Here is a 19,850-nt window from a genome sequence, read left to right as displayed (position 1 = left end):
AATGAGTAATCCAAAAGAAATAATACAAAATAAAAAAGTGCAATATCAACCATTGATTAAGCCGGGATATCTTTCACAGATTATGAGAGCAGATGAAAGAAGAATGGAATTTGATTGTAAAAATCAGATTATTGTACAAAAAAATTGTAAAGTAGATATAGTATTTATCGGAGACTCAATTATACAAATGTGGGAATTATCGGCATATTTTCAGGATTATCCACTTCGGATACTAAATCGTGGAATCGGAGGAGACAGGACAGTGTCCCTCCTCCATCGGTTTCGTGCAGACGCCGTACAATTAAAACCTAAAATTGTGGTTATAATGGCAGGAATTAATGATTCTTGGGATTTAGAATTTGATTATTGGAAACAAGAAACAGGAAAAAGCTTAGAAAATGTTCTTCAGGAGGCTTTGCTGAATATGGAGAAAATACTTACTATTTCAGCAAAAGAACAGTTATCCATAGCACTTTGTTCTTTATTACCTACTTGTATGGAATGGACAAATCATGAAAAGGACAGGCAAAAATATATTTGGATGTACAATCAAGGATTAGAGAAATTGTCAAAAAAGTACAACACTTTTTTTGTAGATTATTATCCACTTTTTTTAAACAAAGATGGACATTCTATGTGTAAAGAATTAAGTTTAGAAGGATTACATCCGAATGTATTTGGATATGATAAAATGACAGAGACTTTGAAAAATACAATTAATTTTAACGAATATTTTTCTGATAATGCCAGGAAAAATACCTTTGGCAGATAATAAAATATGGAAAACTTATAAGGAAAGATATTGAGAAATTTAAATAATTGTGTTATATTGTTAAATGTGTCAATAAGTGCCTTTAAAAAGATAACTGGCATAAAAAAGGTAGTTGTTATAATTTGACAATTTTGAAATGTCGCTATAGCTCAGCTGGATAGAGCGACCGCCTCCTAAGCGGTAGGCCGGAGGTTCAAATCCTCTTAGCGACGCCAGAAGATTCCGTCGGAAATGTTGATTTTTCAAGATTTCCGGCGTTTTTTCATTTTTTGATTAGACTTTTAGATAGATATTCTTGAACTGTATTTTTTTCTTATTTAGTGATAAAATATTTTCAAAGTATTTACCGAGAAGGCAGCTTATTGCTGTGGAGGTTAAAGAATGAGAAAATCAGAAAAACAGATTTTACTTATGATATTGGCTATTGTGCTTATACTGCAGCCGTCATGGAAGGTAGTGGCAGAAGATGCTTTGACGGATACTCTATCCGAAACAGAAATGACAGAAGAAGAAAAACAGGCGGCAGAGGAGAAGGAAAAACAAGAATCCTACGAAGTAGTGCCAGACACAAATGCATTTGAGAAATGGCCGCAGGGACCGAATGTGTACGGGGCTTCTGTAATTGTTATGGATATGGACAGCAAAGCTATTTTATATGGAAAGAAAATAGATGAGAGACACTACCCTGCAAGCATTACAAAACTGCTTACCACACTGGTAGCGCTTGAAAACGGAGAATTGTCAGATACGATTACTTTTTCAGAAGAGAGTGTTTCCTTTCTGGAGTACGGGGATGCCAGCATAGGAATGACGCCAGGAGAAATTCTTACATTGGATGAGGCGCTATACGGAGTTCTTCTGGCGTCTGCAAATGAGGTTTCCTACGCTGTAGCGGAAAATATTGGACAGAAGATGGGCGGAGGGTATTCTGCCTTTATACAAGAAATGAATGAGCGTGCAGTGGAGCTTGGATGTACAGGTTCTCACTGGGTGAATGCGAATGGACTGCATGATGAAGAACATTATACAACGGCACACGATATGGCTCTGATAGCGTCCGAAGTTTATAAACAAGAAGAATTTCAAAATGTTATGGGAACATTGTCCTATACGATTTCTCCCACCAATCTGATGAATGAGGAAAGAATCGTCTATCAGAATCACAAAATGCTCTGGCCGGAGAACTACTATTACTATGCATATTGTACTGGGGGAAAAACCGGATATACAGATCAGGCAAAAACGACACTTGTAACAATGGCAGACAATGGAACAATGCGTCTGGCAGCGGTCGTGTTATATGATTATGGTGCGACAGCCTACGATGATACCCGTGCAGTGATGGATTATGCTTTTGAGAACTTTAATAGAATATCTTTAAACAACCAGATAAGCACAGCAGGCTCTGAAGAAATAGAATCCTTTTCTGGAGAGGCATATGTAACAGTGCCAAATGGGGTGACTTTCTCTGAATTAGAACAAGAGATTACTCTTTTAGATGAAGAAACAAGAGAGGGAATAGCTGCCTATACGTATCATGGACAAAATGTTGGGAGCGCAAGTGTAATTTTGACGAAGAAATATGTGGAAAGTCAGAAAGAAGAGAATAAAAATATAAAGATTGCTCAGAAGGAGGAAAAGGAGAATACATCTAAGAAAACGAAATCGTCCAGCATTGCTAGGATAGCAGTCAGTGTGGGTATTGCGGTTGTAGTATTATGTATCGTATGGATATTGATAGTAAAATATAGGCAGGTAAAAAGAAGAAAGAAAAGACACAGAAGAAATAAATACAGAAAACACTAGAATGTACAGCAAACCAAACAAGTAAGTAGTAACTTCATGCCCTCTATGCTAGAATAAAAGTAAGTAGCTGTGTTATACGGTTTCTGATTGATTCGCAAGGAGGAAGAGAGTATGAAAAGGTACAGGTGTAGTGTTTGCGGTTATATCTATGATGAGGAACAGGAGAGAAGACCGTTTTCAGATTTAAAGGAATGTCCAGTCTGTCATCAGCCGACAGAAAAGTTTACCGTTTATGAGGAGGAAAGAAACGAAGAGATAAAAGAAAAAAAGGAAGTAAAATTAGAGTACCCAAAAGAGTTTGTAAGGCAGGACGAAAGCTGTAGATATATGAAGGAAATACATGAAATTGCTGTGACAGGGAAAAGCATTTCCGCTGCTATGGGAACAGAAATGCCTATGCCAGGTTGGGACGATATTCTTATATTAGGGGCACAGCTAGATCCTATGCCATTAGAAGAAACAGCGCAGGTACGGACAGAGACGGTAATTGGGAGACATGCGCGTAAACCGCTTGTCTTAGAAAATCCAGTGTATATTTCCCATATGTCTTTTGGCGCACTTTCAAGAGAAGCAAAAATATCTCTTGCAAGGGGTTCTGCTTTGGCACACAGTGCTATGTGTTCCGGAGAAGGCGGAATTCTGCCGGAAGAAATGGAAGCAGCAGATAAATATATTTTTGAATATGTTGGGAATTTGTATAGTGTAACCCCAGAAAATATACGGAATGCAGATGCTATTGAAATTAAAATCGGGCAGGGGACAAAACCAGGAATGGGAGGACACCTTCCGGGAGAGAAAGTAACGAGAGAAATCAGTGAAGTCAGGAATAAGCCAATAGGGAAAGATATCATCGCTCCGTCCAGATTTCCGGGGATAGAAACAAAGGAGGATTTAAAGAACTTAATCAGCCAGTTGAAGTACGCTTCGGAAGGAAGACCTGTAGGGGTGAAAATTGCAGCAGGAAGGATTGAGAGAGATTTAGCTTTTTGCGTGTATGCCGAGCCAGATTTTATTACGATAGACGGAAGAGGAGGGGCTACCGGTTCCTCTCCGAAATTTTTAAGAGACAGTTCGAGTGTTCCGACGATTTATGCTCTGTATCGTGCGAGGAAATATTTGGACAGCATCCAGTCAGATATCAGTTTGATTATTACAGGAGGATTGCGGGTATCTGCTGATTTTGCTAAGGCGCTTGCAATGGGGGCGGATGCCATAGCGGTTGCTTCCTCAGCATTGATTGCAATGGCGTGTCAGCAGTATAAAATCTGTGGGACAGGTATGTGTCCTATGGGTATTGCGACACAGGATAAAGAATTAAGGGCACGTCTGCATGAGGATGCGGCGGCAGCTAGAGTGGCAAATTTCCTGCGTGTTTCTCTGGAAGAATTAAAAATGTTCGCCAGAATTACAGGGCATGAAAATCTGCATGATCTGTCAGTAGAAGATCTATGTACGATTAATAGAGAAATCAGCGAATATACAAATATCCCTCATGCATAAGAGAAGATTATCCGAAAGATTATCTAGAAACTCTTGACTATTTTAGGGGTTCTACTTATAATAACTCTGTATAAGTATAAAGAAAAGGCTGTGACAAAGACAGTAGATTATATCTGAACATCTAAGCGAGCCGGGGAGGGTGCAAGCCCGGTATCAGTAGGATATTTTACGAACATCACTTTTGAGCTGTAGTTCTTGAAACAAGATCTATATTCCATATGGAGAATAGTAAAAATTAAGTAACAGTTCAGCCCGCACCATTCGTAAAACCGCACTGCGTGCTTATCGTGGCTGCCGCCACCGTTTTACTCATTGATGGGCGTTTAGCTCATACAGATGTACGCTCGCAAAAACATGCAGGCATGTTTTATGCTTTCCGCACACTGTATGGCTGAACTGTTACAAAATTAAGGAGTAGAGACTGACGCAGGTTCCAGCGTTATCAGGAACACATATACGAACTATAAGGTTTAAGTATGTTGTAACAGGTGGTGAAACGTAAGTATAAAGCTTTCGTCCTATTACAGGACGAAAGCTCTTTTTGTATTAGGAAACTTCATTCCCGATACAATAGAACCCTCCGGGTATGCACACAGCGCACAAGTGAAAATGGGTATACCCACATAGTTTTAATATTATAATAGAAAGGAAAGAGAAAAGATGTATAAGAAAGTTTCCACGGACATGAATTTTGTAGAAAGAGAAAAAGAAGTTGAAAAATTTTGGGCAGACAACCAGATTTTCCAGAAAAGCATGGAGGAAAGAGAAGGCTGTCCAGAATATACATTCTATGACGGCCCTCCGACAGCAAACGGAAAACCGCATATTGGCCATGTACTTACCCGTGTAATTAAGGATATGATTCCTCGGTATCGTACAATGAAAGGAAATATGGTACCGAGGAAGGCAGGATGGGATACACACGGTCTGCCGGTAGAGCTGGAAGTAGAAAAGCTTCTGGGATTGGACGGAAAAGATCAGATTGAAGAATATGGTCTGGAACCATTTATCGACAAATGTAAAGAGAGTGTCTGGAAATACAAGGGAATGTGGGAGGATTTTTCTAGTACAGTCGGATTTTGGGCGGATATGGATCATCCTTATGTCACGTATGATAATAACTTTATCGAGTCAGAGTGGTGGGCATTAAAGCAGATTTGGGATAAGAAACTTCTCTACAAGGGATTTAAAATCGTGCCCTATTGTCCGCGTTGTGGAACTCCGCTTTCCGCACAGGAGGTAGCGCAGGGATACAAAGATGTAAAAGAGCGTTCGGCAATCGTAAGATTCAAGGTAAAAAATGAGGATGCATATATCCTTGCATGGACTACAACTCCTTGGACACTGCCGTCCAACTTAGCGTTGTGTGTGCATCCGACAGAGACTTATTTGAAGGTGAAAGCGGTAGATGAGAAAGTCTACTATATTGCACAGGCGCTTGCAGACAAGGTGCTTGGAAAATTGGCTGAGGAAGGAACGCCGGCATATGAAGTGCTGGAAACTTATGTAGGAACGGATCTGGAGTATAAAGAATACGAACCGCTTTATCAATGTGCTGCCGACAGCGCTCAGAAACAGAACAAAAAAGCTTTCTATGTTGTATGTGATACGTATGTTACCATGACAGACGGAACAGGTATCGTCCATATTGCTCCGGCATTTGGTGAAGACGATGCCAACGTGGGAAGAAAATATGGGCTTCCTTTTGTACAGCTTGTAGATGAAAAAGGAAATATGGGAGAGACAACCCCGTTTGCTGGTGTATTTGTAAAAAAAGCAGATCCAATGGTATTAAAAGATTTGGAGGAGAGAGGACTGCTCCTGGACGCTCCGAAATTTGAACATAGTTACCCACACTGCTGGAGATGTGACACACCGCTTATCTACTATGCACGCGAATCCTGGTTTATCAAGATGACGGCAGTAAAAGACGATCTGATCGCAAACAACAATACGATTAACTGGATCCCGGAAAGTATCGGAAAAGGACGTTTTGGAGATTGGCTGGAGAATGTACAGGACTGGGGAATCAGCAGAAACCGTTACTGGGGGACTCCTTTAAATATCTGGGAATGTGAGTGCGGACATATGCATTCTGTAGGCAGCATTGCAGAGTTAAAGGAAATGTCTAAAAACTGCCCGGAGGATATAGAGCTGCACCGTCCGTATATAGATGACGTGACAATCACCTGCCCAGAATGTGGAAAGGAGATGCACCGAGTACCGGAAGTAATTGACTGCTGGTTTGACAGTGGTTCTATGCCTTTTGCACAGCACCATTATCCATTTGAAAATGAAGAGATATTTAAACAGCAGTTCCCGGCAGACTTTATATCTGAAGCGGTAGATCAGACTAGAGGGTGGTTCTATTCGCTTCTGGCGATTTCTACACTTCTGTTTAATAAAGCACCGTATAAAAACGTAATTGTCTTAGGACATGTACAGGATGAGAATGGACAGAAGATGAGTAAATCAAAAGGAAATGCGGTAGATCCATTTGACGCTTTAAAGACATATGGCGCCGACGCGATCCGCTGGTATTTCTATGTCAACAGTGCTCCGTGGCTTCCAAATCGCTTTCATGGTAAAGCAGTGACGGAAGGACAGCGCAAATTTATGGGGACGCTATGGAATACGTATGCATTTTTTGTATTATACGCGAATATAGATGAGTTTGACGCTGCAAAATATACACTAGAGTATGAGAAGCTGTCTGTTATGGACAAATGGCTTTTGTCTAAGTTAAATACGCTGATTCGTACAGTAGATGACAATCTTGCAAATTATAGGATTCCAGAATCTGCAAGGGCGCTTCAGGATTTTGTGGACGATATGAGTAACTGGTATGTAAGAAGAAGCCGTGAACGGTTCTGGGCGAAAGGAATGGAGCAGGATAAAATTAACGCATATATGACCTTATATACTGCGCTTGTCACAGTTTCCAAAGCAGCGGCTCCTATGATTCCGTTTATGACAGAAGAAATTTATCAGAATCTTGTACGCAGTATTGACAAAACGGCTCCAGAAAGTATTCATCTGTGTGATTTCCCTGTACCAGAAGAAAGATATATTGATACAGAGCTGGAAGCAAATATGGAAAATGTCCTGAAATTGGTTGTAATGGGGCGTGCATGCAGAAACACATCTAATATTAAAAACCGGCAGCCAATCGGACAGATGTTTGTGAAAGCAGGTTTTTCGCTTCCCGGGTTTTATCAGGATATTGTGACAGATGAACTGAATGTAAAGAAAATAAAATTTACAGAGGATGTAAGAGAATTTACTTCCTATACCTTTAAACCACAGTTAAAGACAGTTGGCCCCAAATATGGTAAAATGTTAGGTGGAATCAAAGCAGCCCTTGATGCATTAGACGGAAATGCGGCGATGGATGAATTAAATGAGACAGGCGCGTTGAAACTGGATGTGAATGGACAGGAAATTACATTGTTTAAAGAAGATCTGTTGATTGATACAGCGCAGATCGAAGGCTATGTTTCAGAAAATGATAACGGAATTACAGTTGTTCTGGATACAAATCTGACAGAAGAGCTCTTAGAGGAAGGATTTGTAAGAGAAATTATCAGTAAAGTTCAGACAATGCGCAAAGAAGCAGACTTTGAAGTAATGGATAGAATCTGCCTGACTTATGAAGGAAGCCAGAAAGCCGAGACAATTTTTGAAAAATACAGCGAAGTTATCAGCAGTGAAGTATTGGCAGAAAGTGTTTTAAAGGGACAGCCGTCCGGTTATGTAAAAGAATGGAAGATAAATGGGGAAGCTGTCACAATGGGTGTTGAGAAAGAAGGTATGTAATATATATGTATAGTAAAAGATTTGAGAAGGAAACATTTAAAGCGGAGGTTCGGGACAATGTAAAGACACTTTACCGCAAAACAATAGATGAGGCAACGCCGCAGCAGATTTTCCAGGCGGTGTCTTATGCGGTAAAAGAAGTAATTATTGATGACTGGCTGGCGTCTCAGAAGGCGTATGATGAGGCGGACGCCAAGACGGTTTATTATATGTCGATGGAATTCTTAATGGGACGCGCTCTTGGAAATAACCTGATTAATATGACTGCATACAGCGAAGTAAAAGAAGCGCTTAAAGAGATGAACATTGATTTAAATGCGATTGAAGATGAGGAGCCGGATCCGGCTCTTGGAAACGGCGGCTTGGGACGTCTCGCCGCATGTTTTCTGGATTCTCTTTCTACATTGAATTATCCGGCATATGGATGTGGAATCCGTTACCGTTATGGTATGTTTAAGCAGAAAATTGAAAACGGATACCAGGTAGAAGTGCCGGACAACTGGCTCAAGGAAGGAAATCCATTTGAGCTGCGCAGAGAAGAATACGCAAAGGAAGTACGCTTTGGCGGAAACATTCGGTTTGAGAAGGATCCGGAAACAGGAAAAGACATCTTTATTCAGGAAAATTATGAGTCTGTGCTGGCGATACCATATGACATGCCGATTGTCGGATATGGAAACCATGTAGTGAATACACTGCGTGTATGGGACGCAAAGGCAATTACAGATTTCCAGCTGGATGAATTTGACAGAGGAAATTATCACAAAGCAGTGGAACAGGAAAACCTGGCAAAACTGATTGTAGATGTACTTTATCCAAATGACAATCATTACTCAGGTAAGGAGCTTCGCCTGAAACAGCAGTATTTCTTTATTTCTGCAAGTCTCCAGGCGATGATTGCAAAATACAAAAAGAAGCACAATGATATTCGGAAACTGCATGAGAAAGTAGTTATTCAGATGAATGATACACATCCAACTGTAGCAGTTCCGGAACTGATGCGGCTTCTGATTGACGAAGAAGGATTAAACTGGGAAGAAGCGTGGGAGGTTATGTCCAAGACATGTGCATACACCAACCATACAATTATGGCAGAAGCACTTGAAAAATGGCCGATTGATTTATTTTCCCGCCTTCTGCCGCGTATTTATCAGATTGTGCAGGAGATTGACCGCCGGTTCTTAATCCAGGTAAGAGAGAAATATCCTGGAAATGAAGAGAAGGTTAAGAAAATGGCAATTTTGATGGACGGCCAGGTGAGAATGGCAAATATGGCAATTATTTCCGGATTTTCCGTAAACGGCGTGGCAAAGCTTCATACGGAAATTTTGAAAAACCAGGAATTAAAGGACTTCTATGAGATGTTCCCGCAGAAGTTCAACAATAAGACAAATGGAATTACGCAGAGACGGTTCCTTGCACATGGAAATCCTTTGCTTGCAGGCTGGATTACCGACAGAATCGGAGACGGATGGCTTACAGATTTGTCTAAGATAGCGAATTTAAAGCCGCTTGTCAATGATGAGCAGGCCCGTCGGGAATTTATGCAGATTAAGCATAAGAATAAAGTACGTTTAGCAGAATATATTAAAAAACACAATGGAATAGAATTAGATCCTCGATCTATTTTTGATGTGCAGGTAAAACGCCTCCATGAATATAAACGCCAGTTTTTGAATATCCTGCATATTATGTATCTGTATAATCAGATAAAAGAGCATCCAGAGATGTCTTTCTATCCACGGACTTTTATTTTCGGAGCAAAAGCGGCAGCAGGGTACCAGCGTGCGAAGGAGACGATCAAGCTTATTAATTCTGTTGCAGATGTAGTAAACAACGACAGAAGTATCAATGGCAAGCTGAAAGTAGTCTTTATTGAGGATTACCGTGTATCAAACGCGGAATTACTTTTTGCTGCTGCGGACGTCAGTGAACAGATTTCTACCGCGTCCAAAGAGGCATCCGGCACAGGAAATATGAAATTTATGCTGAATGGAGCGCCTACGCTTGGGACAATGGATGGGGCTAACGTAGAGATTGTGCAGGAAGTAGGGGAAGAAAACGCATTTATCTTTGGTTTAAGTTCTCAGGAGGTTATCAATTATGAGAACCAGGGGGGCTATAATCCGTTGGATATTTACTTCAATGATTGGGAATTGAAGAGGGTGATCGATCAGTTGATGGACGGTACGTATGCAAATGGAGATCACAATATGTATAAGAATCTGTATAATTCTCTACTAAATACGCAGTGCACAGCTCGTCCGGATATGTATTTTATTTTGAAGGATTTCCGGCCATACGCAGAGGCACACAAACGAGTTGAGGAGGCGTACAGAGATGAGCAAAGATGGTCTAAGATGGCAATTCTCAATACGGCGTGCAGCGGAAAATTCAGTTCTGACAGAACAATAGAGGAATATGTAACAGATATTTGGAAACTGAAGAAAGTATATGTTCCGTCAGGGCAGCCTGAATAGTCTGATGATGGATATAAGAAGGAGGCGCAGCTTATGAGCTACAGTTATGAATATAGTTATGATGTACCGTCAGGATCATCAGAATCAGCTATTATTGGAATCTTATCCATCTACTTGATAATCCTTGTCGTGTGTCTGGTATTTTATCTTATCAGTTATATATTCAAGGCAATCGGGGTATATACGATGGCAAAGAGGCAAAAAATGGATTACCCGTGGCTTGCGTTTATTCCATTTGCCCGGGTTTATCTTCAGGGAGAGCTTGCAGGAAGAATTGGACTGAAAAATAAAACAATCAAGAATCCCGGAATCTGGCTTCTGGCATTGCCTTTTATCTATGGAGCTGTAGGAATGGTTTTCTATATTATTCTGATTGGAATTATGGGAATAAATGCATTTATGAGCCTGGCGAGCTATTCGGGCGGCAACATGGGAAGTGCAGCATCCTTTGGGGTGAGTTCCATTCTAGGATTGATCGTCTGGCTGATTGTGCTGGTGCTGGTAAGTATACTCTACGAAGCAGTTTATAAAGTACTTGTTATACTTGTAAATCACCAGATTCTGACGAGGTTTACTTCTAAGAATATGTCTATTGTCCATGCGGTGCTTAGTGCCACAGTTCCTTTATATGAATCGATCTGTTTCTTTGTTATGAGGGATAAAGACTATAATCCGGGAATGGAGCCCAAAGAGGAACCTCAAGTACCTCCGGTGACACCACTGCCGCCCGTACCACCGGTACCGCCTGTACCAGAGGCGGAACATGTACAGTCTGATGATGGGAAAAAGACAGAAAAACAAGAATAAAAATTGTATTCATAAATAAGCACAGCCCTTCATATATTAGAATATGGAGGGCTGTTTTTATGGGACAACGGTATATAAGACAGAAATTAAAAGCAGTAGGAGCTTTTATCTTAATTCTTATTTTACTGCCCTATGTGATTTCTGTATTTGTAAATGGAGCAGATATTAAAGCAGAGAATAAGGCAGACAGAATATATGTCCAGGTAAAGACACAGGCAGGGAATGAGGAAGAAATAAAAGAAGTTCCCTGGAGCGAATATTTCCTCGGCGTACTGGCAAAGGAGATGCCGGAAAATTATGAGGAGGAGGCATTGAAAGCGCAGGCAGTCCTGGCAAGGACAGCATTGTATAAGACAATAGACGGGGCAGAGGAGGCAGTAATGACAGAATCCTATCTTACAGCAGAAGAGCTGGAAAAAAAGTGGAATTCAAAAGAATACAAAAAATATTATGAGAAGTATTCAAAAGCAATTACAGAAACAGGCAACCAAGTCTTGTATTATAATGACACTTATGCATGGACTCCTTTTCACCAGTCCAGCAATGGCTCAACAAGGAGCGCTCAGGAGGTTTTGGGAAGTGAGGAGTATCCGTATCTTTTAGTAAAAGAATGTTCACAGGATAAAGAGGCGGAGGATGAGATGCAGGTACATACCTTTGAGTACAAGGAAATTCAGGAGAAATGCAAGGATTTTTTAGTTGCCGAGGAAGAAGAGACGGCTAAAAAAGGATACGAATTTGGAGACTTTGAAATTCAGTCATATGATACAGCAGGCTACGTATTAAACTTGCGGATAGGGGAGACAGTATGCACAGGCGATCAGTTCAGAGACGCCCTTTCGCTTCCGTCCAGCGCGTTTTCTTTAAAAGACAGTGACGGAAAACTTAAAGTGACAACGACAGGGAAAGGACATGGATTGGGTATGAGCCAATGGATGGCAAATGAACTGGCAAAAGAGGGAAAAAACTATGAAGAAATTCTTCAATATTTTTTTGAAGGGACAAATTTGACGGATGTAGGAGAAATATTTGCAAAAGTAGAATAACCCATTACTTTTCTGGCAAAAATAATGCCAGAGGTGATGATAATGAATAAAAACGAAAAGCCTTCTTTTTTCAGAAGCAAAGGTGCCGCCGTTGGTATTGTAATCTGTTTTGTTGCAGTGATTGCAATGGTTGGGGCATTTACATTCAACAATTATGAAAAACAGATTGACGAACAGGTAGCAAAGGCTGAAAAACAGGCAGAAAAGCTTACAGAAGAGAAAAGTAAAGAGACAACAACAAATGAGATTGTCCTTCCAGAAGCAGACAGTAATACATCTATACAGACAGAAGAGGAAGATAAGACAGATAGTACACAAGAACAGCAGACAGAGGAAAACCAGGGGGAGGGTACTGGTGTAGAGACAACAGGAGATACATCGAATCTTTGGTTTTCAGAGGAAAGTGTACTTGCATGGCCTGCAAGCGGAGCTGTATTGATTAATTATAGTATGGATCAAACTGTATTTTTCTCGACACTGGAACAGTACAAATACAATCCGGCATTGATAATCGGCGGTGAGGTAGGCGAGACGATTTCTGCCTCCGCTGCGGGAATTGTGACAAATATCGAAGAAACTGCGCAGACTGGAACAACTGTAACACTGGATATGGGAAACGGTTATTCTGCTATTTATGGACAGCTAAGTGATGTCTCATTAGCAGTCGGAGACTATGTCGGTACAGGGGAGTTTATCGGGACTTTAAGTGAACCGACGAAATATTATTCTGTAGAGGGACCGAATCTGTATTTTGAGATAACAAAAGACGGAACACCGGTAAATCCTTTGGATTTTATGTAAAAAAACACGACAGGGATAAAACCTGCCGTCAGACTGAGAAATGACGAAGAACCCCTATTAAGCCGCGGCAAGATAGAGGTTCTTTTTTGATACCTGTACAGCAGGAGACGCGTCGGAACAACCTAATCTGTGCCTAAAATTACAATTTTATGATATAATAGATTAAATAAAACAGGAAGAGAGGATTTTATGCCGTTAATATTTTGTAACCGTCGTTTGTTCCTGCGTTGTTTTATCGCATATTTAATTAGCAAAAAAAGATTGTGTGAGGAGTGAAGTTATGGGAACAAAATATTTTGCAGAAGTTTTTGGTTTTATAAAGCGAGGCAGAAAATGAATTATACATATATTGTAAAATGTAAAGATGGAAGTCTTTATACGGGTTGGACGAATAATCTTGAAAAACGCATCCGGGATCATAATGAAGGAAAAGGAGCGAAATATACGAAATCCAGGCGCCCTGTTGTGCTTGCATATTATGAGGAATTTCAGACAAAAGAAGAGGCGATGAGACGTGAGTACGTTATCAAAAAAATGGGGAGGAAGGAAAAAGAAAAGCTGCTGGAAAAAGAAATATAGAGCAAAGGTAAAGTATAAAAATTATGGAAATTACAGAGATTGTTGATAACAAAAAACAGTATCTTAATCTACTATTGCTTGGAGATGAGCAGGAAAGTATGATTGACAGATATTTAGACAGGGGAAGAATGTATATATTGTCTGAGAAAGATGTCATAGCGGTTTGTGTTGTAACAGATGAAGGAAACGGGATTTTAGAAATTAAAAATTTAGCGGTCAGACCAGACAGCCAGAGAAAAGGCTATGGAAAACAGCTTATTGAATATATAAAAGATACTTATAGGGGACATTTTCATACTTTGCGGGCAGGGACAGGCGACAGCCCTTCAACGATTCCTTTTTATGAAAAATGTGGTTTTAAACGTTCTGGATATTCGATTAAAAACTTTTTTCTAGATAACTATTATCATCCTGTGTATGACGGAGGGGTGCAGCTTGTAGATATGGTGTATCTTGAGATGAAAATATGATATTATCACGTATGCGATATAAAATAAGGGCTGAAAGCTATTCTAAATAAAGTTTCAGCCCGATCATTTATTTATAGATATTTAATCTTCTAGTAATTTTTCAGCTACACTTTTTTCTGTTATGAGTACATTAATATATTTGCCTAAAACAGCGCCTTTAATGGCATTGTATTTTTCTAAACCGCCGGCTATTCCAAGGCGTATTGGTATATTTTTGTAATCTTCCAAAGAAAGAGTCAACATTCTGTCTCTAAAGGGAGGTTCTACCATATTTCCATTACGGTCATAAAAATGTGTGCACACCTCGCCTACTACTGAGTCAGCCCACTGTTTATGAGAAAAATCTTCCTTATCATATAAATTCACCATATGTTTCCATTGTTTCTGAGCAACACCTATCCCTACAATCGCAATATTAGAATTTCGCATGATTGAATAAGTATTTTTACATACCGCATCCTGCATAAATGCATGTTTTAACTTAGCAGATCCCACAATAAGTGGAAAATACAATAATTCTTCTCTTGCCTGTAGCTTGTCAGCTAATTGATATACTAACTTGTCAACTCCCAGTTTTGAATTTTTTTCTTTAATACTTCCGGTCAACTGCGTTACAATAATATTGTCTAATGTAGTAATATACGGCATATTATCTACTACCGCCGATACCGCGTGTCCACGGGCAACACCAATAATATCGTTAGATTTTATATTTTTGCGCAGATAATGAACACCTTGAATTCCAAGATTGTGGTTTAATTCTTCTTTATTTTCATTCTCGATAACATAGACTTCTTTAAGTCCATATTTTTTTTCGAGCTCTGACTCTAAGTTCAGGTTGCAGCTTTCTATTCCTTCAATACTTATTTTTACAATCCCGTTTTTAATACATGCTGAAAGGATTCGATTTACTCTTTGCCGTGACATATTCATTCGCTTTGCGATTTCTTCTTGTGTTAGATGATTTTTATAGTAGTAATACGCAGCACGTCTATATTCGTTTATGGTATCCGGCGATAAATTTTCAAATGACATTTTAAACACTTCCGACTCAATTTATTAATATATTAACTTTTATTTTATAATAAAGAAAAATTTAAAGCAATATCAATTTAAAACTATATTTCTAATTTGAGAGAAATAAAAGCAGACAAAAGTGTTCATTGATATGCTCACATATTACACTTATGGCTGCTTTTATGATTGTTAATGATATGATTATCCTTTAACTGATCTTATCAAGTAAATTCCGAACTTCTGTAATATCTTTTTGTACTTGTGCCTGTACTTGTTCTAAATTATCGAATTTTATAACGCCGCGAATAAATTTATGCACTTCCAGAACTAATTGTTTTCCATATATATCTCTGGAAAAATCTAAAATAAATGCTTCAATCGTTACATAATCATAGGTATCGACAGAGGGTCGTTTTCCTATATTTGTCATGGCTAAGAACAGTTCATTATCCAAAATAATTCTTGTGCAATAAACGCCGTCTAATGGTTTGATCTTCTTGTCCGGTACTTGGAGATTTGCGGTCGGCATACCGACTGTCCGGCCTAATGCTTTGCCATGCACGACTTCTCCTAACATAATATACGGATGCCCAAGAAGGCTTGTCATTTTTTCATAGTCACAATCTTCAAACGCCTTTTTAATAAGTGATTTATGAATACTTATATCATTCTCTTTGACATCTTTAACCAGAATAACGCTTACTTCATATTCTGCAGCAGTCTTTTTTAATTGTTCCAGATTTGCATGATTTTCTCCAACGACTATGATCCTGGCGCCTAATTTTTTAATGATAATCTCTTCTACAAAATGCTCTGTTTTTTCTGTGTATGTAAAAAGATAATCAATATCTGCATCTTTTAATAAATATTCTTTTTCTTCTTCTGTAGTAAATACCGCGCCGTCTTCTGGTATACTGACAATTACAGATTTCAAAGAATTATCCTTTGCAGTACGGACAACGGTTTCTACAACTGCTTTGTGTCCTTTGTGTATACAGTCAAATTCTCCAAAAGCAACACAAGTTTTATTCATTTTCATAATTGATTTATAAACTTCCATGATTATCCTCCGAAGATAAATTAGTTGTCAATTTTCCGAACTCTGATTTTATAGTAAATAATTCCTATTACATACCAGCCAAGAGTGAATGCGTATACCAATATATTTCCTGATATGATGGCAGATATATTACATATAAATGTAAGAACTAACGAAATCCATGGCAACGCTTTACCCAGAGGGGCTTTGAATGCTCCTTCCGGCAGTGGAAATTTTTTCTGGGCAGCGATTAAAGAGATATTTGTCATGACAGTTACCATGACAGCAAACAGAGCTCCTAAATTAACCAGCAATTCTGTGAAGTCAGGGAAGAAAGATATAATTGCCGCAAGAATTGCTACGACTGATGTAGCGAAAACAGGGATTCCATTAGAACTTATTTTACCAAAAGCTTCCGGAAGTAATTTAGTATCGCTGACTGCTTTCATTGCCCGGGCTGTTAGTGACATAACGACTAACATAGTAGTTATCAGTGCCAGTAAAGCGGAAATAGAGATAACTTTTGACATCCATGGTACAGAGGCTAATTTTGTAAATGCTGCCGCGTACATAGGTATATAGCGCATTCCCGGATTATCAGCCAGGAAATCGGCTGAAATCATTCCCAATGTTGCTACAATCATACCCAAATACAGTAGACATACAATTGTCATGGCAATTAATACGGCCCGCGGAACATTTCTATTTGGATTTTTTACTTCTTGTACCATAAAAGAAACCGCTACAATTGAACCATACCCTGTCATCGCGGTAGGTACTACTGAAATAAATCCTAAATCACCGCCCGCTCCCTGTGAGAAAAATGGAATTAAATTCGATGTTTCAAATGCGCCTGTTACAATAGAAGTTATAATATATATAAGCATTGTTATAACGATACCTGCTACTAATATATTATTTAATTTCCCTAGTGAAGACATCTTCATAATATTCATTAAGTACACTAAAATGACGGAGCCTACTGCCAGAGGAATCTGCATTCCTTCAAAAACTGGAAAGCCAACGCTAAGATATGTTCCTACATAAATAGCTGCAAATGCTACTGCGACAATATTAGCGTTAAAATATCCCCATACAGATATCCAACCCCAAAATCTACCTTGTTTTTCTGTTTTTCCAAGAGCTTTGGTAGGAAAAACGAATACACCGCCTGATTTTGGAAATCTGGTAGCCAATTCCGCGCAGACAAGTCCATAACACAGCATAATCAATGCTGCGATAATCCATGAAAGAATAGCCGCTGGACCGGCGGTATACATTGTTAATCCTGAGAGTGAAAAGATAGCGCTGCCGATCATACCTCCGGCAATCATAGTAACGGCTGCTAAAAGATTTAATGAACCTCCATTATTATTTTCCATACTATATTCTATTACGAATATATATTTCGTAACTTTCTCCTTTCTTTAAAACTAAAGAATATCTATTTGTATTTTTAAAGAGAACATGTTACAATCGCTTTGGATGAAGGGAGAGGAGAAAGAAAGGAATGAAATTTTGGCAGATGTAATTTCCATTCTCTCTCCTTGCCTTTTATTGTTTAAATTATGGTCTTACAATTATGCGATATGTATCAGGTCTTATGGCCTTTTCCATTGCCTCTTCAATGTTTTCCAACGGTATACAGTCTGAAATCAGAGCAGATACATCTATTAATTTTCCAGATAATAAACGTGTTGCAATAAGAAAATCTTTTTTCATAGGATTTACGGTTCCGGTAATAATCTGTTCCGTAGAATGAACTTTATTTGGACTGATATCAATGGGATTGTCGGGATGGAATGATGTATAGAATACAATTCTTCCTAATTTTCCACTCATATCTACAGCCTGTTTTGCCAATGCTGCCACAGGGACTGTACAAAATACTGCATCTGCTCCCCGTCCTTCTGTTATTTTTTGGATTTCCTTGACAGGATCCGTTTTACCGGAATTTATAAGGATGTCTGCTCCCATCTTCTTTGCAATTTCCAGCCGGGTATCGTCTAATTCACATGCGATTACTCTCGCGCCCTTTAGTTTAGCTAATTGTATATGTAAAGCTCCCATGATTCCAACGCCGATTACAACTACATCATCACCTAGTCCAATCTGGCCATTTTCAATACTGTGGACACAACATGCCAATGGCTCTGACAGCGCAGCATGCGTCAAATCAATTTTGGGATCCATTTTATAGACATCTGATGCATCCATCATCATATACTCGGCGAAACCTCCGGGTCCCATTGCACATTCCTGTGTTTCAGCAATGAAAGATGTTGTACACTGATTTTCATGTCCATTTCTGCAGTAATAACATTCTCCGCATGAGTTTAATAAACGTACGGCTACCTTATCTCCAACTTGGACGCCTTTTACTTTTTTGCCAATCGCCTCTACTGTCCCGGCGGCTTCATGACCGCCTGCAAACGGGTATCTGTTCATCACTCCACTGTAAACTCTTTGTTCCAATGTACAGATCGCGCAGGAATCAACTTTAACTAATACCTGTCTGTCTTCGGGTTCTCTTTTTTTCACCTCCTTAAATCCGATTTTTTTGACATCCTCTATAACCGCAACTTTATATGTTTCCATACATAAAACCTCCTGACCAGTGACTTTATAAACTTAAACTCCTACTTTTATGCCCATTTCCTTCATAGCGGCCTCAATACTACAGTTTTCATGAATTAATTTTGCAATGGCTGCTGTATATCTTACAGGATCTTCGTGTCCCCAGATATTTCTTCCCATTGCGACACCTGCGCCGCCGGCCTCCAGCGCGTCTTTAATTTCCTGTAATAGCTGTTCTACCGGAACCTTTTTCGCTCCGCCAAGAATCACAACAGGTTTATAGGTCGCTTCGCAAAGCTTTGCAAAAGAGTCTTGATCGCCTGTGTAATTTGTTTTTACAAAGTCTGCACCTAATTCCACACTTTGTCTGCATGCAAATGTAAGATTTTCTGGAGTTCTTGCATCATCGGCAGGTTCAAAACCTCTGGGTAAGGCTTCTGCTAATACAGGAATTCCCCATTTATGGCAATCCATTGCAACTCTTGTCAGATTACTCAGATATTCATTTTCAAAGCTAGAGCCTGGGAAGCTCATTGTAATTACAGCGTCTGCTCCCATTCGTGAAATGTCTTCAGCATTCACAGTTATCTGCATTGCTTTTGAACGATCTCCCAAAAAAGAAACTCCACCGTCGATTCTTACAATAATCCCTTTCCCTAAAAAAGAATCTGTTAAGAATTCTGCCATGCCTACAGTGGAAAGAAAGGCATCAGCGCCTGCCGCCGCAATATCTTTAACCAATTTTTTAGGGTTTTTTAGCGCCGGCAATGTGTTAAAGTTTGCCGCATGGTCCATCGCTAAAATAAAAGTTTTTCCGTCTGGTTGAATAATGTGGTTCATTCTTGCTGTTGTGTTCATAATTTTTACCTCCTAAGTTACAAATGTAATATATACATATCAAATGTAATGGTTAAATTTTATGTTATGTAAGAAAAATTGTCAATAATTATAATATAATCTTTGAAAATTTTGGGTATTTTGTATATAATTTACCGTGGTTTTTTGTATATATTACATATGTAATTTATATATAACATATGTAATATATACAAAAATTGAGAAAAATTTTTATTTCTATTGTCAATTGAAAGTGTCCGATAGAAATGCTATTTTGGTTTCAACGAATTGGGAAAGGATGAT

15 protein-coding genes and 1 tRNA gene are annotated in these 19,850 nt (G+C 39.1%); 11 read left to right on the top strand and 5 right to left on the bottom strand.

The features are described from left to right. The first annotated feature begins 1 nt into the window (after nucleotide 1). The 11 genes from H8S37_RS09635 to H8S37_RS09585 all read left to right on the top strand — a co-directional run bounded on the left by H8S37_RS09635 (nucleotide 2) and on the right by H8S37_RS09585 (nucleotide 14,077). Complete coding sequence (locus tag H8S37_RS09635; protein WP_186875854.1) at nucleotides 2–772, top strand: SGNH/GDSL hydrolase family protein; 771 nt, start codon at nucleotides 2–4, stop codon at nucleotides 770–772. 138 nt (nucleotides 773–910) lie between these two features. Beyond that, nucleotides 911–987: transfer RNA gene (locus H8S37_RS09630), tRNA-Arg, on the top strand. A 166-nt stretch (nucleotides 988–1,153) separates the two neighbouring features. Next, nucleotides 1,154–2,578, top strand: a complete 1,425-nt coding sequence (locus H8S37_RS09625; RefSeq protein WP_186875853.1) for a D-alanyl-D-alanine carboxypeptidase family protein — start codon at nucleotides 1,154–1,156, stop codon at nucleotides 2,576–2,578. 111 nt (nucleotides 2,579–2,689) lie between these two features. Further along, the gene (locus tag H8S37_RS09620) at nucleotides 2,690–4,078 is read left to right on the top strand and encodes a glutamate synthase-related protein (RefSeq protein ID WP_186875852.1); all 1,389 of its coding nucleotides are present in this window, start codon (nucleotides 2,690–2,692) and stop codon (nucleotides 4,076–4,078) included. Nucleotides 4,079–4,738: 660 nt separating this feature from the next. Then, the gene (ileS, locus tag H8S37_RS09615) at nucleotides 4,739–7,894 is read left to right on the top strand and encodes an isoleucine--tRNA ligase (RefSeq protein ID WP_186875851.1); all 3,156 of its coding nucleotides are present in this window, start codon (nucleotides 4,739–4,741) and stop codon (nucleotides 7,892–7,894) included. 5 nt (nucleotides 7,895–7,899) lie between these two features. Continuing rightward, on the top strand, nucleotides 7,900–10,374 hold the full coding sequence (locus tag H8S37_RS09610) for a glycogen/starch/alpha-glucan phosphorylase (protein WP_186875850.1): 2,475 nt from the start codon (nucleotides 7,900–7,902) through the stop codon (nucleotides 10,372–10,374). Nucleotides 10,375–10,407: 33 nt separating this feature from the next. Continuing rightward, nucleotides 10,408–11,181 (top strand): RNA-binding protein, encoded by a 774-nt coding sequence (locus H8S37_RS09605; protein WP_186875849.1) that lies wholly within the window; start codon nucleotides 10,408–10,410, stop codon nucleotides 11,179–11,181. 59 nt (nucleotides 11,182–11,240) lie between these two features. Continuing rightward, nucleotides 11,241–12,227, top strand: coding sequence for a SpoIID/LytB domain-containing protein (locus H8S37_RS09600; RefSeq protein WP_186875848.1), 987 nt, complete (start codon nucleotides 11,241–11,243; stop codon nucleotides 12,225–12,227). Between the two features lie 42 nt (nucleotides 12,228–12,269). Further along, a complete protein-coding gene (locus tag H8S37_RS09595; RefSeq protein ID WP_186875847.1) occupies nucleotides 12,270–13,028 on the top strand; it encodes a M23 family metallopeptidase in 759 nt (252 codons plus the stop codon). Nucleotides 13,029–13,361: 333 nt separating this feature from the next. Then, nucleotides 13,362–13,607 carry a GIY-YIG nuclease family protein gene (locus H8S37_RS09590; RefSeq protein WP_186875846.1) on the top strand — a complete coding sequence of 82 codons (246 nt, stop codon included), beginning with the start codon at nucleotides 13,362–13,364 and terminating at the stop codon, nucleotides 13,605–13,607. A gap of 23 nt (nucleotides 13,608–13,630) precedes the next feature. Further along, nucleotides 13,631–14,077: a GNAT family N-acetyltransferase gene (locus H8S37_RS09585; protein WP_186875845.1), complete on the top strand. Its 447-nt coding sequence runs from the start codon at nucleotides 13,631–13,633 to the stop codon at nucleotides 14,075–14,077. 81 nt (nucleotides 14,078–14,158) lie between these two features. Here H8S37_RS09585 and H8S37_RS09580 read toward each other — a convergent pair whose 3' ends face one another. The 5 genes from H8S37_RS09580 to H8S37_RS09560 all read right to left on the bottom strand — a co-directional run bounded on the left by H8S37_RS09580 (nucleotide 14,159) and on the right by H8S37_RS09560 (nucleotide 19,568). Beyond that, the gene (locus tag H8S37_RS09580) at nucleotides 14,159–15,112 is read right to left on the bottom strand and encodes a sugar-binding transcriptional regulator (RefSeq protein ID WP_186875844.1); all 954 of its coding nucleotides are present in this window, start codon (nucleotides 15,110–15,112) and stop codon (nucleotides 14,159–14,161) included. Nucleotides 15,113–15,302: 190 nt separating this feature from the next. Continuing rightward, complete coding sequence (locus H8S37_RS09575) at nucleotides 15,303–16,154, bottom strand: riboflavin kinase (RefSeq protein ID WP_186875843.1); 852 nt, start codon at nucleotides 16,152–16,154, stop codon at nucleotides 15,303–15,305. Between the two features lie 20 nt (nucleotides 16,155–16,174). Further along, the gene (locus tag H8S37_RS09570; RefSeq protein ID WP_186875842.1) at nucleotides 16,175–17,515 is read right to left on the bottom strand and encodes an APC family permease; all 1,341 of its coding nucleotides are present in this window, start codon (nucleotides 17,513–17,515) and stop codon (nucleotides 16,175–16,177) included. Between the two features lie 184 nt (nucleotides 17,516–17,699). Beyond that, nucleotides 17,700–18,731, bottom strand: a complete 1,032-nt coding sequence (locus H8S37_RS09565; protein ID WP_186875841.1) for a zinc-dependent alcohol dehydrogenase — start codon at nucleotides 18,729–18,731, stop codon at nucleotides 17,700–17,702. A 33-nt stretch (nucleotides 18,732–18,764) separates the two neighbouring features. Continuing rightward, nucleotides 18,765–19,568, bottom strand: a complete 804-nt coding sequence (locus tag H8S37_RS09560) for a class I fructose-bisphosphate aldolase (RefSeq protein ID WP_186875840.1) — start codon at nucleotides 19,566–19,568, stop codon at nucleotides 18,765–18,767. Nucleotides 19,569–19,850: the final 282 nt, after the last annotated feature.

The organism is Mediterraneibacter hominis, assembly GCF_014287475.1.
Lineage (GTDB): Bacteria > Bacillota > Clostridia > Lachnospirales > Lachnospiraceae > Mediterraneibacter > Mediterraneibacter hominis.
Note: the sequence above shows the minus strand (reverse complement) of the source record. Positions and strands in the feature narration are given on the sequence as shown.

Bases quoted from the DNA above. Each gene is read 5' to 3' on its own strand.
- H8S37_RS09575 (WP_186875843.1), bottom strand. From the start codon at position 16,154: ATGGAAGTTTATAAATCAATTATGAAAATGAATAAAACTTGTGTTGCT.
- H8S37_RS09610 (WP_186875850.1), top strand. From the start codon at position 7,900: ATGTATAGTAAAAGATTTGAGAAGGAAACATTTAAAGCGGAGGTTCGG.
- H8S37_RS09635 (WP_186875854.1), top strand. From the start codon at position 2: ATGAGTAATCCAAAAGAAATAATACAAAATAAAAAAGTGCAATATCAA.
- H8S37_RS09580 (WP_186875844.1), bottom strand. From the start codon at position 15,112: ATGTCATTTGAAAATTTATCGCCGGATACCATAAACGAATATAGACGT.
- H8S37_RS09605 (WP_186875849.1), top strand. From the start codon at position 10,408: ATGAGCTACAGTTATGAATATAGTTATGATGTACCGTCAGGATCATCA.
- H8S37_RS09620 (WP_186875852.1), top strand. From the start codon at position 2,690: ATGAAAAGGTACAGGTGTAGTGTTTGCGGTTATATCTATGATGAGGAA.
- H8S37_RS09570 (WP_186875842.1), bottom strand. From the start codon at position 17,515: ATGGAAAATAATAATGGAGGTTCATTAAATCTTTTAGCAGCCGTTACT.
- ileS (WP_186875851.1), top strand. From the start codon at position 4,739: ATGTATAAGAAAGTTTCCACGGACATGAATTTTGTAGAAAGAGAAAAA.
- H8S37_RS09625 (WP_186875853.1), top strand. From the start codon at position 1,154: ATGAGAAAATCAGAAAAACAGATTTTACTTATGATATTGGCTATTGTG.
- H8S37_RS09595 (WP_186875847.1), top strand. From the start codon at position 12,270: ATGAATAAAAACGAAAAGCCTTCTTTTTTCAGAAGCAAAGGTGCCGCC.
- H8S37_RS09590 (WP_186875846.1), top strand. From the start codon at position 13,362: ATGAATTATACATATATTGTAAAATGTAAAGATGGAAGTCTTTATACG.
- H8S37_RS09560 (WP_186875840.1), bottom strand. From the start codon at position 19,568: ATGAACACAACAGCAAGAATGAACCACATTATTCAACCAGACGGAAAA.
- H8S37_RS09600 (WP_186875848.1), top strand. From the start codon at position 11,241: ATGGGACAACGGTATATAAGACAGAAATTAAAAGCAGTAGGAGCTTTT.
- H8S37_RS09585 (WP_186875845.1), top strand. From the start codon at position 13,631: ATGGAAATTACAGAGATTGTTGATAACAAAAAACAGTATCTTAATCTA.
- H8S37_RS09565 (WP_186875841.1), bottom strand. From the start codon at position 18,731: ATGGAAACATATAAAGTTGCGGTTATAGAGGATGTCAAAAAAATCGGA.